This window comes from Kitasatospora griseola, from assembly GCF_014648555.1.
Classification (GTDB): Bacteria; Actinomycetota; Actinomycetes; order Streptomycetales; family Streptomycetaceae; genus Kitasatospora; species Kitasatospora griseola.
Window position 1 is genome coordinate 1 of record NZ_BMRI01000023.1, and the last position, 14,349, is coordinate 14,349.

Consider the following 14,349-nt stretch of genomic DNA (forward strand, 5'->3'; position numbering starts at 1 on the left):
CACCTTCGCGGCGCGATGATCTGGATCAAGGACCTCACCAAAGCTGCCGCTTGATCACGACCAAATACGCGACCTAGCGCCTCCGACCCGGAACGCACCGCGACGATCGCCAGCTTCCGCTCCACCCCGTCGGCCTGCACGATCCGCCGCAACTGCCGCCCCTCGGCCTCGTCCGGCCCATTCGCCTGCGCCAGCGCCGCGACGGAAGCGAGCACCATGCCCACACCGACCAACCCGGCCAACAGCCAGGACGGACGCCGCACCTCCTTGCGCACCTCGGCACGCCGCCGATCGACCACCGCCGCCACCAGCCAGCCCACCGCGCACACCACGGCAACCAGCACAGGCAGCACCCGCTCGACATCCCCGGCCCGCTGCCACGACGGCACCAACGCCACCGCCACCCCGTGCCCGGCCGCCCCCACACTGCCCACCACAGCCGCCCACCCGGCCGCCCGCCCCCAACCGCGCACCATCGCCCGCCCCCCGTCGACGTATTGCCGTGCACTGAACCACGCCCGTGGAACATGATCAAGCAACCGTACGGGCCGTAGGCGGGTGGGCGCGACGACAGAGGCGCTCGCCACTTGATCGGTCGGAGCCCCGTGACCAGAATGCGGAGGGCGAGCTACTCCGGGGAGGCATGATGCAGCTGGGCACGGTGGCGCTGACGGGTGCGGCGGGGAACATCGGATCCGTGGTGCGCAAGGCGCTTCGGGACGAAGCGTCTCGGCTGATCCTGGTCGACCGGGTGCCGCTGCGCCCGGAGGCCGCCAACGAGGAGGCGCGCGTCGTCGACCTGCGTGACGCGGCTGCCGTGGAGTCGGCTCTCGCGGGGGCCGATCGGGTGCTCCACCTGGGCGGGGTGCCGGACGAGGCGCCGCTTCCGGAGCTGCTCGACGTGAACGTGCTCGGGACCCACAACGTGCTGGAGGCGGCGCGGCGCGGCGGCATCGACCGGGTGGTGCTGGCCAGCAGCAACCGGGTGACGGGCTTCCATCCGGTCGAGCACCTCACCGACCCGCAGGATCCGGTGCGGCCCGACGGTCTGTACGGCGTGAGCAAGGCCGCTGTCGAGGCTCTCGGGCGGCTCTACGCCGACAAGTTCGGGCTGTCGGTCATCTGCCTGCGCATCGGCAGCTTCGAGCCGGCCCCGACCGAGCCCCGCTATCTGGCGACCTGGCTCAGCCCGCGCGACGCGATCGGGTTCCTGCTCGCTTCCCTGGCCGCCCCGCCCACCGTCCGTTTCGCCACGGCGTACGCCGTCTCCGCCAACTCCCGCCGTTTCTGGCAGCTTCCCGACCCGGCGGTGATCGACTACCTCCCCGTGGACAACGCCGAGGCCTACGCCGCGACCGTCCCCGGCGCCGAACACCCTGCCGCCCCGGGCTCCCCGCAGGCCGGCCCCTACGCCCTACCCGAGTTCACCCTCCGCCACCTCAGGCCCTGACGACGAGTCAGCGAATCCGCTTCGGACGGCGCGCCGCCCGCTCCCACGCGCCGGGCAGCAACTCCCGTGCGAACGCCGCCTCTCCCACCTGCCGCCCGAACAGCACGCCGTACCCGAACCCGCCGTCCGACAGTCCGCGGACGGCCTCGCGGGCGACGATCGCGTCCTGGTGCCGTCCGAGGACGTCCTGCAGGGCGCGCATCCGGCGGGTGAAGCCGCGGGCGGGACGGCCGGCGGTCTCGCCGGCGTAGCGGGCGCGTTTCGCGGCTTTGCGGGCGTCGTGCAGGGCGTGTTCGCGGGCCGGGCCCTCGGGGGTGTGCTCGGCGGCGGCGAGGCGTTCGGCGGTGCGGCGGTGTTCGTGGCGCAGGAGGCGGGTGAATTCCGGGCCGGCGGGCTTGGTCGCGCGGGCACTGAGCGGAGGGTTCTCGGCGAGCGCGGTGAGGGCGGTCAGCAGGTCGCGGAAGCGTTGGCTGTCGAGTGCGGCCAGGGCGGCGGTGCGGGCCTCGCGGGTCTCCCGGCTGTTCCACGTGGCGAGTTCGGCGAGGACGCGTTCGCGGTCGCCGCCGTCGGGGAGCTGGCGAGCCTGGGTGAGCAGGCGTTCGCCGAGCACTTCGACGTCGCGGGCGCGGCCGAGACTCCGGCCGAGCCGGCGCAGCTCGTCCTCCAGCCCCGTGTGGTCGCCTGCCAGGTGGCGGCGGTGGGTGCGCAGGGCGCTGCGCAGTCGGCGGGCGGCGACGCGCATCTGGTGGACGGCGTCGGGACGGTCGGCGCGGACGTCGGCTTCGAGGGCGACGAGCCGTGCGGTCTGCTCGCGCAGGCGTGCGGTGAGGACGTCCCCCGCGCTGCCGTCGATCCGGTGTGCCACGTTCGCCACGTCCTTCCGTGCTGTTCAGGGTAGGCCGGTGGCGGCGGGTTCGGGCGCAGCGCCGCGCCGGGCGGGCCGACGGGGTGTCAAGTCCTGGGCAGGCGCTCGACCATCCAGCCTTGAACGTGTTCAAATTCCCTGGCAGGCTGTCCCTGATATCGGGCGGGACGGACGGAGACAGCCATGACGAGCACACTGCTGATGCCGCGCGGGCACGGGCGCCGGAGCGTGGCCGTCCCCGCGACGGCCTCCGGGAGCACCGCGCCGACTCGGATCCTCGATCTGACCCACCCCCGGGTGCGCGCCGCCGTCGACGCCCTCGGAGCACCGCCGTCCACCGCCACAACGGTCGAGGCGCTGCGCCGGGCGCACCACTGGATCGCCACCGAGGTCCGCCCGGTGTACTCGATCGACGAGGCCCGACCGGTCTCGGAGGTGCTGCGCACCGGCCGGGGCTCGTGCAGTCAGCGCATGGCCGCGTTGGAGGCGGTGGCCCGCAGTTGGGGCATCCCGACCCGGGTGCGCGGCCTGGTCGTGGACGGCGCCTTCTGGTACCCGCGCTTCCCCCGCCTGCATGCCTTGGTCCCGGCCCAAGTGGTGCTCGCCTGGCCGGAGTTCCACCTCCCCGGACACACTCCGGACGACCCCTGGCTGCCCATCTCCGACCTGTTCGCCGACACTCCGACCGCCGGCACGGGCACGCCCTTCACCAACTCCGGCCCGGAGACCCTCTTCGAGGCACTCTCCCGCACGGCGATCGACTGGGACGCCACCCGCTCCACCTGCCCCACCACTGCCGGCCCCTGCGACCTGTCCGCCCACATCCGCGCCGACCTCGGCCACTTCGACTCCCGCGACGCCCTCTTCACCCGCCACGGTCAAACTCTCTGCCCAGCCGCCCGCCTCCTCGCCGAACCCGTCCTCTCCCACCGCGCCGCCGGACTCTGACCCTCCCCAGCACGCCATTTCGATCAGGGGCGCGGCACAGTCAGGCTGTCGAGGGAGCGACGCAGCACGACACACCGCCCGGGCTGGCGTCCGCCATCCGGACACTCATCACGCCCATCCCCACCGCGCCAGTCAGCTCCCCGCCACGGGTCAAGACCACTGCGCAGCCAAGCCATCAAGGTGCCGGCGCAGCACGGCACAAAACTCGCCAGGCCGACCGCCGACACCCACCAAACCCATCCCCACCCACCGCACCACGCCCGCTGGCTCCCGCCACGGGTCAATGCCGGAGCACAGTCAAGCCGTCGACATGGCACCGCACGCAAAGCCCGCCCAAGCAGACCTCCGCCAGCCGCCGCTTTTACTTGTCGTCGCCCGCCCCACCGCGGTCAGTCTCGCGCCACCGCCAAGCTGTCGAGATGGTGCCGCAGCACCGCACACAGCTCGTCCGGACCAACCAGGAGCGGGTGTTGGACGGCCTGGAGGGTGAGGCCGTCGAGGAGGGCGGAGAGGCGGCGGGTTTCGACGGTGAGGTCGAGGCCGGGGGTGAGGGCGCCGGCCCGGTCGGTCTCCAGCAGGACGCGGTGGACGAGTTCATCAAGGCCGGCCTGCATCTTCGCGAGGCGGCCGCGCAGTTCGGGGCGAGTGCGGGCGGCGGTGACGAAGGACAGCCAGACACCGGCCTCCTCGCGGCGTTCGGCGTCCAACGGAAGCGTCTCGGCGAGGAGTTGCAGCGTTCGTTCGCGCCGGTCGCCGGTCGCGGCAGGGTCGAGCAGCGCGGCCGCGTGGGTGTGGATCCGGGCTTCGATGCGGCGGGCCAGCTCCCCCATCGCAAAGATCATCAGCTCGGAGCTGCCGGCGAAGTAGTGCCGCACCGAGCCGATCGCCAGCCCGGCCTCGTCGGCGACGTTGCGCAATGAGGCGTGTTCGAGCCCTTCCCTGGCCGCAACGCGCAGGACCGCGTCGGCGACGGCCTGGCGACGTTCCACAGGATCCACGATCTTCGGCATGTTGCCGTTATAGCACGGGCGGGCTAAATTCTTTTTTGGCACAGTCGAGCCAAAAACCTCAGGGGGAGCAGCACAATGCACGGATGGATGGGCGCAGCCCTGGTCGCAGCGGTGATCGTCGCGGTGGTGGTGCGGCGGCTGCGCGGCGAACCGCTCAACGTCCGGGACCTGTTCGGGCCTCCGGTGGTCCTCACGGCGCTCGGCGCATGGGCACTCTGGCAGCGTCACGACCTGCACCACGACCTGGGCCCGGGCGACTACGTCTGGATCGCGGCGGGCGCCGCTCTCGGTGTCGCGACGGGTGCCCTGCGCGGTGCCACCGTCCGGGTCGAGCCGCGCGGGGGCGTGCTCTGGCAGCGGTACACCGGGTGGACGTTCCTGGTGGCCGCGCTCTCGCTGGGGTTGATGGTCGCGTTCTCGTTCCTCGCCGAACACGCCGGGCTGCCCGCCGATGCCCGCCCGACCCAACTGTCCATCGGCGTCGGCTTCCTGGGCGAGGCCCTGGTGGTCGGGTGGCGCGGTCTCGCCTCCGGCGTCCCGTTCGCACCGGAGCGCCGCGGCCTGTCCACGCTGCTCGGCTCCGGCCGCTCCGGCCGCTCCGACCGCTCCCGCCGCCAACAACGCTGAGTGCGTGCTGGCCCTGGCCGTGCTCTCCCGCCACCGGCTCGTCCCGGAGCCGGACACCGACCTGCGCCCCGTCCCGCCGGCCGCGGTGCTGCGCCCGCGCCGCCTGCACCTGCGGGTCCCCACGCCTCGGCGACCGCCGCCCGGACAGCCGTCGCCGAGGCGTGGGGACCGCCGGGCCGTCCGTCAGGTCCCGGGGCGCCGGATCCGCGCCGTGCCCGCTGCGAGGTCGATCCCGGTGCGCGGGGGCGCGCCGTCGTGCTCGTCGTCGCGCAGCACCAGCTCTATTCGCCGCTGCTCCAGCTGCACCCGCTTGCCTGCGTACAGCAGCGCGTGCAGCTCCTCCCCCGCCTGCGCCCCGACCCCGCATCCGGTCTCCGTCCGCCCGGCCCATCGCGCCGTCGCCCGCCGCGCCGCCGAGGCCGCGAAGCCCAGCAGCACCAGCGCCGCCGGGAACACCAGGCTGCCCATCACCGCCACCACTGCCACCATGTCGGGCTCAACGCCCGTCCACGCCACGACAGTTCCCTGATAGGCCCGAAGCAGCGCGCGACCGCGGAACACGTTAAAGGGCCGCGCGCCGGGGAAGCCGGTGGCCGCCGTCTGCTCAGTGCAGCAGGTCGAGCGCGTTGTCGGCGTCGTTGACGAAGTAGACCGCGTCGTGGTCGAGGTCCAGGGCGAGTCCGAAGAGCGCGCCCGCGCCGGCCGGTGAGCCCTCGTTGTTGATCTGCTTCGCCGCGACCTGCCGCCCGCCGGGGGTGGTCTCGACGATGAAGCCGTCCTGGCTGTTGACCGTCAGCAGGTCACCCCTGGATGTGACGGCCAGTCCCAGCGGGCCGTTGAGGCTGCCGCCGGAGGTGACGACCCGGCCGGTGCCGGCGCTGTCGGTGCGGGTGAGCGCGCGCGGGATGGCGGTGATCCGGTTGCCGGCCGGGTCGGCGACGTAGAGCGTGTCGTCGCGGCCGAGGCCGACGCCGGTCGGGCCGATCACCAGTGCGGCAGGGTCGGTCCGCTCGGCGAAGCCGGAGCCGATCTCGGTGGTGGCGACCCGCTGCGGCGGCTGGTCGCCCCGGTCCTCCAAGGTGATTCGCAGGACGGTGCCCCGGTCGACCTCCGCGCCGTTCGCGGCGACGGTGCCGTTGAGCACGTTGGTGACGAACAGTTCGCTGTGCCCGCCGCGGCTGACGGCGGTCATGTCCCACGGCCCGTTGATGCCGTCCCCGGCGATCGTCTCGCGGACCGTGCCGAACCGGTCGAGCACCAGCAGGCAGCCGGCCTGCGCGGTGGCGGCGCTGCCGTCGGCGGTGGGCAGGCTGCCGACCACCACCCAGCCGCCGGGCAGCACCGTCAGCGCCGTGGTGAGGCCGACGCCTCCGGGGCAGGAGCCGGGCAGGTGAGCGGGGTCGATGGTGGCGAACGTCGTCCTGGTGCCGTCCGGGTCGATCTGCACCAGGGTGGTCCCGATGCCCTGCAGGTTGGCGGAGTTGTTGAAGTTGCTGACCAGGACGTCGCCCCGGTGCAGGTTCCCGATACTGTCCTCGATCGTGAACGTGCCGTACGGGTTCACGTCGCCGTTCTCCGGCACGGTGGACGCGACGGGTGTCACGGTGTGCAGCCGGTCCAGGAACGGCCGCGCGCGGAGGACCTGGTCGGGGGACGCGGCGGCGGTCAGGCCGACGACCAGCGCGGCGATCGCCAACGCACTCGAACATGCCCGAAGTCTCATGTACTGCCTCCTGAGGAGCGGGCCCGGCCGGCACAGCCGGCGGCCTCGGCCCGTGAACGTGCGCTGAATGCCCCCCGACACGCGTGACCGGCGAGCAGGTCGCCTGCGCACTCGGGGCCCTGGTCGAGCCGAGGGGCTGGACCACGTCCCCACGATGGTCGCCGCCATCAAGGGCCGGACGGATCTCTCCGTCACGCACATCAGGGTTCTCGCCCGGGCCCTGGCCTCCTACGGCCTGCGCGCGGCCGCACTTGAGTGCTGGCGCCACGCCCTCGACGTGCTCTGGCTGCCGAGCGACCAGGAGTGGGAGCTGCTGAACGACCTGCTGGCCGCCGACGCCGGCCCGGAGGCGGCGTCCTGGCTGCGCGAGATGATCGACCGTCCCGGGCTGGGCGGGCGGAGCCGGCTCCGACTGCGGCAGATGCCGGCCTGGCTGGGACCGGCGCTCGAACCGGACGGCCGCTGAGAGGTCTCAGCGCAGCAGTTCCAGAGCGCGGTGCGCGAGCCACAGTTCGTGGACGGCGGTCGGCGGGCGCAGCAGGGCGCAGTCGAGCAGGCTCTCGATCCGGCCGAGGCGTTTGCGGACGGCCGACGGCGACAGCGCCAACTCCTGTGCGGTGGGGCCGATCCGGGCGTCGTGGCTCAGCCAGCGGGCGAGGGTGTGGGCCAGGGCGGGCGGGGCGTCGGCGGCGTGCAGCGGTTGGAGCCGGCCGCGGGCCCAGTCGGCGACCTGAGGTCGGCCCAGCAGCGCATCGATCCCGGTACCAGGAACCGGTGTTGACGATCCGTCGGAACGAATTCGCAGAGCGAGGGCGAGGGTCGCCCGGTCGGCGAGGCGGTGCGGGTCGAGGCCGAGCAGGCGGTGCAGGTGGGTGAGGCGGGCGGCCAGGGTGTTGCGGTGGATGCCGAGGCGCACGGCGGCGTCGGTGGGGTGGTGGAGCCAGGCGGCGGCGGTGGCGAGCAGCGCGGGGCCGTCGGGGTCCTGGGGCCGGGCGGCGCGGTGGGCGTGCAGGGGGGCGAGGGTGGCGGTGGCCCATGCGGCGCCGGCCGGGCCGAGGACGGGGGCGAGGTCGCCGGGCCGGGCGTGGGCGGCGCGGCGTTCGGGGTGCCGACGGGCGACGGTGAGGGCGTGCAGGGCCTGGCGGTGCGCGGTGGCGGTGTCGCGCAGCGGCAGGGGGTCGCTGATGCCGACGTGGCAGGTGTCGGCGACGGCGGGGTGGTGCAGCCAGGCCGCGAGCGGGCGGGTGTCGACGGCGGGTTCCAGGACGAGGGTGCGGCCGGCGGCGCCGGGTTCACGGCCGACCCAGGCGGTGCCGGTGGCGGACCGGTCGGCGGCTTCCCGGCGGGCGGCGGCGGGCCCTTCGACGGCGTACATCCGTACGGTGTCGGGCAGTTCGCCGTGCAGGGTGCGGGCGAGGCGGCGGGCGACGGCGACCTGACCGTCCATCAGCAGGTGCAGGACGGCTTCGCGGGCGCCGGTGTCGGCGAGCCGTGCGCGGTGGGCCTGGCGGCGGCCCTGTTCGGCTTCCCAGGTGAGGCTGAGGACGGTGGCGGCGTCGGCGAGCAGCACCGGCAGGTCGGGCGGGGCGGGCCTGGGGGCGACGGCGGCGAGGACGGGCGGGCGGGTGCCGGGCCGGCCGGGCAGGGTGACGACCAGGCAGGTCAGGGTGGAGCGGCCGACGGCGGCGGAGCCGGCGGCGCGGGTGCGGGCTTCGCCGACGGCGCTGCGGGCCAGCGCCCGTTCGGCGACGCCGACGGGGGTCGGCGGCGGACAGGCGTCGGCGCCGGTGGGGTGGAGCAGCAGCACGGCGGCGCGGGTGCGGGCGGCGAGTCGGCGCAGGACGGCGGCGGTGCCGCCGCGGCGGCCGGCGGCCTGGAGGTCCAGGACGTCGTCGGCCCGGCGCAGGCGTTGGAGGGTTCGGCCGTCCGGCAGGGGTGTGTCGCGCATGCCGCTCCCCCCGAGGGACATCCGAAGTCGATTCGCCTCCCAGGCTATCCGCGCCACGAGCGGAAGATCAACGCGCTCGGTGTGCAGTTCGACACCGTCCGGGTCTGCTCACCGGGCGGTTCCGCACCCGGCCGGACGGCGGGCGGCCCTAGGTTGGCCGGGCATCGCACCGCACTGCACCACTCGGGAGGATCCATGACCCGCAGGACCGGCCTCGGCCGTCTGTTCACCGCCGCCGGCGTCGCGGGGGCGCTGACCGTCGCGCTCTCGCTGACCTCGACCGGTTCCGCCTCGGCCGCCGGCGACTTCCAGGGGAACCTGAAGAGCAACGCCACCAACAGGTGCCTGGCGGTGGACGGCGGCGGCAACGGCAACGGCACCCCGGTGTTCCAGTGGGACTGCAACGGCAACAACGACCAGCAGTGGACGTTCGAGAACACCGGCGGCGGCGCCTACGAGATCGTCAACAAGTGGGGCCTGTGCCTGGAGGCCCCGGGCTGGACCACCACGGCGGGCGCCCAGCTCGGCCAGTGGGGGTGCCACGGCGGCGCGAACCAGACCTTCTACATCGACAACTACATGACCGACGGCACGAACCTGCGGTTCAAGAACGTGAACTCAGGCCTGTGCGTCAGCGTTCAGGGCGGCAGCGCCGCGCTCCGCACCCCGATCATCCAGTGGTACTGCAACGACGCCGCCGACCAGCGCTGGCACACCAACTGATCGCGACGGCGGTGAGCCGGCCGAGGGCGAGCACGGCCGCGGGCCGGTGGGGACGCGTCAACTCGCCCGGCACGTCCGCCCCTTCCGTTGAATCGACCCTCCGAAGCCGAGGCGCACAGCGTTAGCCGTCAACCCTTCTGAGCACCGTCGCGAATATGCGTTGTACACCGTAGAAGAGTTCCTCTACGGTGTACAACGCATGCCCGGGCACCACCGGGCGTCTTCGTCCGCGCCTGCTTCCGGGGGTCCTCTTGTCACCAACGTCCGTCCCTGCCACCGCTCCGCACCCGCGTCGGTGGGTGATCCTGGCGGTGGTGTGCCTGGCCACCCTGGTGGTGCTGCTCGACAACACCGTGCTGAACGTCGCGATCCCGTCGCTGACCGAGGAGTTGGGCGCGCGCACGGCCGACATCCAGTGGATGATCAACGCCTACTCGCTGGTGCAGTCCGGCCTGCTGCTGACGGCCGGCAGCCTCGCCGACCGGTACGGGCGCAAGCGCGCCCTGCTGGCCGGGCTGGCCCTGTTCGGCGCCGGTTCCGCCGCGGCCGCCTTCGCCCAGTCCACCGGTCAGCTGATCGCCGCCCGGGCCGGCATGGGCATCGGCGGCGCCCTGCTGATGACCACCACGCTCGCCGTGGTGATGCAGGTCTTCCAGGGGGCGGAGGTGCCCAAGGCGATCGGCGTCTGGGGTGCCGTCAGCTCGCTGGGCTTCGCCGGCGGCCCGCTGCTCGGCGGCGTGCTGCTGGCGCACTACTGGTGGGGCTCGATCTTCCTGATCAACATTCCGGTGGCGCTGATCGGCCTGGTCGCGGTGGTCCGCCTGTTGCCGGAGAGCCGCGACCCGGCCGGCCGCCGGCCCGACATCCCGGGCGCGGTGCTGTCCACCGTCGGCATGGTCGGCGTGGTGTTCGCGATCATCTCCGGCCCGGCGGACGGCTGGGGCTCGGGCAAGGTGCTGCTGTCCGCGGCGGTCGGCCTGGCCGCGCTGGCCGGTTTCGCGGCCTGGGAACTGCACACCCCGACGCCGATGCTGGACATGGGCTTCTTCCGCAACCGCCAGTTCAACGGCGCGGCCGCGGGCGGCGTCCTGGTCGCCTTCGGCATGGCGGGCTCGCTGTTCCTGCTCACCCAGTACCTGCAACTCGTGCTCGGCTACCGCCCGTTGGAGGCCGGCCTGCGGATGACCCCGCTGGCGCTGATGATCGTGGTGCTCAACCTGACGGGCGTCGGCGCCCGGCTGCTGCCGAAGCTCGGCTTCGCGGGGGCGGTCGCCGGCGGCATGGCGCTGCTGTCCGGCGGCCTCGCCCTGATCGCGCTGACGGGCTCCGCGCACGGTTACGGCGGCCTGCTGGTGGGCCTGCTGCTGATGGGCGCCGGCATCGCGGTGGCCAACCCGGCGATGGCCTCGGCCCTGATGGGGGCGATCCCGCCGGAGCGGGCGGGCGCGGGCGCGGGCGTGCAGGGCACCGCCACCGAGTTCGGCGGCGGCCTCGGCGTGGCCGTGCTGGGCGCGGTGCTCGGCTCGCGCTTCGCGGCTGGCCTGCCCGACGGCGTGCCCGCTTCGGCCGCGAAGTCGCTGCCGGAGGCGCTGGCCGCCGCGCCCGACGCGGGCGTCGCCGCGGCGGTCCGGACGGCGTTCGCCGACGGGTTGACGTCCAGTCAGCTGATCGGCGCGGCCGCCGTCCTGCTCGGCGGCCTGGTCTCGGCGGCGCTGCTGCACCGCGCGCAGCAGCCCGCCACCCCCGCCCAGGCCCCCGAGCCGGCACCCTCACCTGCGGCTTCGTAGCACCGACCGGCCCCGGGCCCGCGCACCTCGCGCGGGCCCGGGCGCGTACCGTGGAGCCACCATCGGGCCCCGTCCCCCGGAACGCGAAGGAGCAGCGTGGCCGTCAAGCGCGCCTCACAGGTCAAGAAGAGCGTCTGGCTCACCCCGCCGCCGTCCCGGGGCCGCCGGGCCCCTCGCGCGACGGGCGCCGGCGGCGGTGCGGGCGGGCTGGACCGCGAGGTGATCGTGGCGGCGGCGGTGCGGCTGCTGGACGAGCAGGGCGAGGCGAAGTTCTCGATGCGCGCGCTGGCGACCCGGCTCGACGTCACGCCGATGTCGCTGTACTGGTACGTCGCCGACAAGGACGACCTGCTGGAGCTGGCGCTGGACGTGGTGTCGGGCGAGATGGAACTCCCGCGGTCCAGCGACGGCCTGGACTGGCAGGACGGCCTGCGGGCGCTGGCGGTCACCTGGCGGGCGGCGATGCTGGCGCACCCGTGGGCGGTGCGGATGTACAACGACTATCTGAACATCGGTCCGAACTCGGTCCGGTTCTCCGCCCGGGCCCTGGAGGTGGCGCGCAGTTCGCCGCTGCCGGAGGACGACGCGATGGCGGCCCTGTCGGCGATCTTCCAGTACGCCTACGGCTTCACCGCCAACGAGGTCAACTGGGACGAGAAGGCGAAAGCGGCCGGCACCACCGAGGAGGGGCTGATCGCGGAGATCACCGAGGCGGTGCTGCAGGTTCCGTCGATCGCCGAGTCCGGCGTGCTGACGGACCGGCCCGTGGACTCCGAACAGCTGCTGCGCGAACGGCACTTCCACCGCGCCCTGGACTGGATGCTGGCCGGCATGGCCGCCGGGCTCGCGGGCGCCGCTACGTGAACTCCTGCCGGCAGCGCTCCAACCAGTCGAGTTCGGCCTTCAGTTGCAGCACCGCGCCCTCGATCAGCAGCCGGGACAGATCGTGTTCGCGGCTCTGGTCGGCGCTGGCGCGCAGGCCCCGTAGGGTGGCCAGGCAGTGCGAGCGCTGAAGGTCGATCAGGGTGCGCCGGTCGGCGAGCCGGGTCTGCGGGGCGAGCACGAGCTTCAGGAAGAACTCCTCGCGGACCTTGGCGCCTTCGGACGGCCGGGCGAACCAGTCGACGAGCTCGCGCCGCCCGGCGTCGGTGAGCGCGAACACCCGCTTGGCGGGGCGGCCGTCCTGGGCGACGGCCCGACCCTCGATCAGACCGGACTTCTCCAACCGGCCCAGGGTGATGTAGACCTGCCCGTCGTTGGTGCGCGGGCAGGCCGGGCCGAAGGTGCTCTCCAGGGCCCGGCGGAGCTGGTAGCCGTGCGCGGGGCCCATGGCGAGCAGTGCGAGCAGGGGTAGCCGCACGCGGGTGCCTCCTTGAACTTCGGGGGGTGCGCCGGGCGGTCGAACCGGATCGGCTGTGCGCCCGGCGGCGCTCCTGGGCGTGCCCTACCCCGATGCGCGCCCGGTTATTCGTCCGAAACCCCAGCGGGATCGGTCCAGATGGTGGCACCCTGAGGCGCAGGAAGTGACAACCGTCCCGGCAGTCTCCTGGACACACACTTTTGCCTATACCTAACATGCAGGTATTCCTGAGGAACTGACGGCCTGTCAGCCGGTTCCCACACCTGCCAGCGCGACCTCCCTCGCGCGCTCCCGTGAAGGTGACGCATGATCACGTCCGTCGTCCCCGGCGACCCGCCACGCCCCGCCCAGGTCCCCGGCCCGTCCGCCGCCGCCCCCGCGGAGCGCGAACTCCCGGCCGAGCAACCGGCGTCGGGCGCGCCCGACGCCCTGTGGTGGCGCGACGCGGTGATCTACCAGGTGTACGTGCGCAGCTTCCAGGACTCCAACGGCGACGGCATCGGCGACCTGCCGGGGGTGCGGGCCCGGCTGCCGTACCTCAAGCGCCTCGGCGTGGACGGGGTCTGGTTGAACCCGTTCTACCCGTCGCCGCAGCACGACCACGGCTACGACGTGGCGGACTACAAGGGCGTCGACCCGATGTTCGGCACTCTGGAGGACTTCGACCTGCTGGTCGAGGACTGCCGCAAGCTCGGCCTGCGCCTGGTGCTGGACACCGTGCCCAACCACTGCTCCACCGAACACCCGTGGTTCCAGGACGCGTTGCTCGCCGCCCCCGGCAGCACCGAGCGGGCCCGCTTCCACTTCGCGGACGGCCGCGGCACCGACGGCGAACTCCCGCCCAACAACTGGCGGGCGATGTTCGGCGGCCCCGCGTGGAGCCGGATCACCGAACCGGACGGCACCGCCGGCCAGTGGTACCTGCACATGTTCACCCCCGAGCAGCCCGACCTGAACTGGCGCAACCCCGAAGTCCCCGCCGAGTTCGAGAAGGTCCTGCGGTTCTGGCTCGACCGCGGCGTGGACGGCTTCCGCATCGACGTCGCCGCCGGCCTCTTCAAGCACCCCGAACTCCCCGACTCCCCCGACCCGGAGGCCGACGAACGCACCCGCGACTCGGTCAACCCACTGGCCTGGAACCAGCCCGAGGTGCACGACATCTGGCGGGCCTGGCGGGCGATCTGCGAGGAGTACACCCAACTCGACGGCCGGCAGCGGCTGCTGGTCGGCGAGGCGTCCGTGCCGACGCCGGCCGAGCAGGCCAAGTACGTCCGGGCCGACGAACTCCACCAGGCGTTCTTCTTCCACCTGCTGCACGCACCGTGGGACAGCGAGCACTTCCACCAGGTGATCGACGCGGCCGTGCGCGACATCACCGCCACCGGGTCCACCGTCACCTGGGTGCTCAACAACCACGACCAGGTCCGCACCACGACCCGCTTCGGCAGCCCCGAACGGGCGCGCGCCGCAGCGCTGTTGATGCTGGCGTTGCCCGGCGCGGCCTACCTGTACCAGGGCGAGGAGCTCGGCCTGCCGGAGGTCGACGACCTGCCCGACGACGTCATCACCGACCCGATCTTCTTCCGCACCGGCAGCCGCAAGGGCATCCGCGACGGCTGCCGCGTCCCGCTGCCCTGGTCCGGCGCCGAGGCCCCGTTCGGCTTCAGCCCCGACGGCTCCGCCCCCAGCTGGCTGCCGCAGCCCCCGTCCTTCGCCGACCACACCGCGGAGCGCGCCCTCACCGACCACGCCTCCCCCTACCACCTGTACCGCGAGGCCCTCCACCTGCGGCGCCTGCTCCCCCAACTCGGCGAAGGCACCCTCCGCTGGCTGGAGACCCCGCCCAACGTCCTCGCCTTCACCCGCGGCGACGGCCTCCTGGTCGCCACCAACTTCGGCACCACCCCC

At 73.5% G+C, this 14,349-nt stretch carries 15 protein-coding genes; 8 read left to right on the forward strand and 7 right to left on the reverse strand.

Annotation, left to right across the window (positions count from 1 at the left end; genetic code table 11):
- The coding region (locus IEZ12_RS24935) for a hypothetical protein (protein WP_189274870.1) at positions 1 to 437 on the reverse strand (437 nt) is incomplete at its 3' end.
- Positions 438 to 643: 206 nt separating this feature from the next.
- Between IEZ12_RS24935 and IEZ12_RS24940 the strand changes: the two genes are divergently transcribed.
- On the forward strand, positions 644 to 1,450 hold the full coding sequence (locus IEZ12_RS24940) for an NAD-dependent epimerase/dehydratase family protein (protein WP_189274872.1): 807 nt from the start codon (positions 644 to 646) through the stop codon (positions 1,448 to 1,450).
- A gap of 7 nt (positions 1,451 to 1,457) precedes the next feature.
- Here the strand turns inward: IEZ12_RS24940 and IEZ12_RS24945 are convergent, their stop codons facing one another.
- A complete protein-coding gene (locus IEZ12_RS24945) occupies positions 1,458 to 2,315 on the reverse strand; it encodes a CHAD domain-containing protein (protein WP_189274873.1) in 858 nt (285 codons plus the stop codon).
- 183 nt (positions 2,316 to 2,498) lie between these two features.
- Between IEZ12_RS24945 and IEZ12_RS24950 the strand changes: the two genes are divergently transcribed.
- Positions 2,499 to 3,263 carry a transglutaminase-like domain-containing protein gene (locus IEZ12_RS24950; protein WP_189274875.1) on the forward strand — a complete coding sequence of 255 codons (765 nt, stop codon included), beginning with the start codon at positions 2,499 to 2,501 and terminating at the stop codon, positions 3,261 to 3,263.
- A 389-nt stretch (positions 3,264 to 3,652) separates the two neighbouring features.
- Here IEZ12_RS24950 and IEZ12_RS24955 read toward each other — a convergent pair whose 3' ends face one another.
- Entirely contained in the window at positions 3,653 to 4,273 is a 621-nt protein-coding gene (locus IEZ12_RS24955) for a TetR/AcrR family transcriptional regulator (RefSeq protein ID WP_189274877.1), read from the reverse strand.
- A gap of 87 nt (positions 4,274 to 4,360) precedes the next feature.
- Between IEZ12_RS24955 and IEZ12_RS24960 the strand changes: the two genes are divergently transcribed.
- Positions 4,361 to 4,900 (forward strand): DUF1453 domain-containing protein, encoded by a 540-nt coding sequence (locus IEZ12_RS24960; protein ID WP_229847956.1) that lies wholly within the window; start codon positions 4,361 to 4,363, stop codon positions 4,898 to 4,900.
- A gap of 183 nt (positions 4,901 to 5,083) precedes the next feature.
- On the opposite strand, the gene IEZ12_RS24965 is transcribed toward IEZ12_RS24960, so the two are convergent.
- Both IEZ12_RS24965 and IEZ12_RS24970 read right to left on the reverse strand, forming a co-directional pair.
- A complete protein-coding gene (locus tag IEZ12_RS24965) occupies positions 5,084 to 5,389 on the reverse strand; it encodes a DUF6191 domain-containing protein (protein ID WP_189274881.1) in 306 nt (101 codons plus the stop codon).
- 115 nt (positions 5,390 to 5,504) lie between these two features.
- Positions 5,505 to 6,623: an NHL repeat-containing protein gene (locus IEZ12_RS24970; RefSeq protein ID WP_189274882.1), complete on the reverse strand. Its 1,119-nt coding sequence runs from the start codon at positions 6,621 to 6,623 to the stop codon at positions 5,505 to 5,507.
- A 154-nt stretch (positions 6,624 to 6,777) separates the two neighbouring features.
- Between IEZ12_RS24970 and IEZ12_RS24975 the strand changes: the two genes are divergently transcribed.
- Positions 6,778 to 7,089 (forward strand): hypothetical protein, encoded by a 312-nt coding sequence (locus tag IEZ12_RS24975; protein ID WP_189274884.1) that lies wholly within the window; start codon positions 6,778 to 6,780, stop codon positions 7,087 to 7,089.
- A 6-nt stretch (positions 7,090 to 7,095) separates the two neighbouring features.
- Here the strand turns inward: IEZ12_RS24975 and IEZ12_RS24980 are convergent, their stop codons facing one another.
- A complete protein-coding gene (locus IEZ12_RS24980) occupies positions 7,096 to 8,571 on the reverse strand; it encodes a helix-turn-helix domain-containing protein (RefSeq protein ID WP_189274886.1) in 1,476 nt (491 codons plus the stop codon).
- Positions 8,572 to 8,766: 195 nt separating this feature from the next.
- Here IEZ12_RS24980 and IEZ12_RS24985 point away from each other — a divergent pair, with 195 nt between their 5' ends.
- The 3 genes from IEZ12_RS24985 to IEZ12_RS24995 all read left to right on the forward strand — a co-directional run bounded on the left by IEZ12_RS24985 (position 8,767) and on the right by IEZ12_RS24995 (position 11,945).
- The gene (locus IEZ12_RS24985; protein ID WP_189274888.1) at positions 8,767 to 9,294 is read left to right on the forward strand and encodes an RICIN domain-containing protein; all 528 of its coding nucleotides are present in this window, start codon (positions 8,767 to 8,769) and stop codon (positions 9,292 to 9,294) included.
- Positions 9,295 to 9,608: 314 nt separating this feature from the next.
- Positions 9,609 to 11,081, forward strand: a complete 1,473-nt coding sequence (locus tag IEZ12_RS24990) for an MFS transporter (protein WP_229847958.1) — start codon at positions 9,609 to 9,611, stop codon at positions 11,079 to 11,081.
- 96 nt (positions 11,082 to 11,177) lie between these two features.
- Complete coding sequence (locus IEZ12_RS24995) at positions 11,178 to 11,945, forward strand: TetR/AcrR family transcriptional regulator (RefSeq protein ID WP_189274892.1); 768 nt, start codon at positions 11,178 to 11,180, stop codon at positions 11,943 to 11,945.
- Here IEZ12_RS24995 and IEZ12_RS25000 read toward each other — a convergent pair.
- Complete coding sequence (locus IEZ12_RS25000; RefSeq protein ID WP_189274894.1) at positions 11,938 to 12,441, reverse strand: PadR family transcriptional regulator; 504 nt, start codon at positions 12,439 to 12,441, stop codon at positions 11,938 to 11,940. The two genes, IEZ12_RS24995 and IEZ12_RS25000, sit on opposite strands and share 8 nt — an antisense overlap.
- Positions 12,442 to 12,747: 306 nt before the next feature.
- Between IEZ12_RS25000 and IEZ12_RS25005 the strand changes: the two genes are divergently transcribed.
- The coding region (locus IEZ12_RS25005) for a glycoside hydrolase family 13 protein (protein WP_229847959.1) at positions 12,748 to 14,349 on the forward strand (1,602 nt) is incomplete at its 3' end.

Excerpts from the sequence above, each read along its gene's own strand:
- IEZ12_RS24985 (WP_189274888.1), top strand. The coding sequence starts at position 8,767 with ATGACCCGCAGGACCGGCCTCGGCCGTCTGTTCACCGCCGCCGGCGTC.
- IEZ12_RS24950 (WP_189274875.1), top strand. The coding sequence starts at position 2,499 with ATGACGAGCACACTGCTGATGCCGCGCGGGCACGGGCGCCGGAGCGTG.
- IEZ12_RS24940 (WP_189274872.1), top strand. The coding sequence starts at position 644 with ATGATGCAGCTGGGCACGGTGGCGCTGACGGGTGCGGCGGGGAACATC.
- IEZ12_RS24955 (WP_189274877.1), bottom strand. The coding sequence starts at position 4,273 with ATGCCGAAGATCGTGGATCCTGTGGAACGTCGCCAGGCCGTCGCCGAC.
- IEZ12_RS24970 (WP_189274882.1), bottom strand. The coding sequence starts at position 6,623 with ATGAGACTTCGGGCATGTTCGAGTGCGTTGGCGATCGCCGCGCTGGTC.
- IEZ12_RS24975 (WP_189274884.1), top strand. The coding sequence starts at position 6,778 with ATGGTCGCCGCCATCAAGGGCCGGACGGATCTCTCCGTCACGCACATC.
- IEZ12_RS24980 (WP_189274886.1), bottom strand. The coding sequence starts at position 8,571 with ATGCGCGACACACCCCTGCCGGACGGCCGAACCCTCCAACGCCTGCGC.
- IEZ12_RS24965 (WP_189274881.1), bottom strand. The coding sequence starts at position 5,389 with ATGGTGGCAGTGGTGGCGGTGATGGGCAGCCTGGTGTTCCCGGCGGCG.
- IEZ12_RS24960 (WP_229847956.1), top strand. The coding sequence starts at position 4,361 with ATGGGCGCAGCCCTGGTCGCAGCGGTGATCGTCGCGGTGGTGGTGCGG.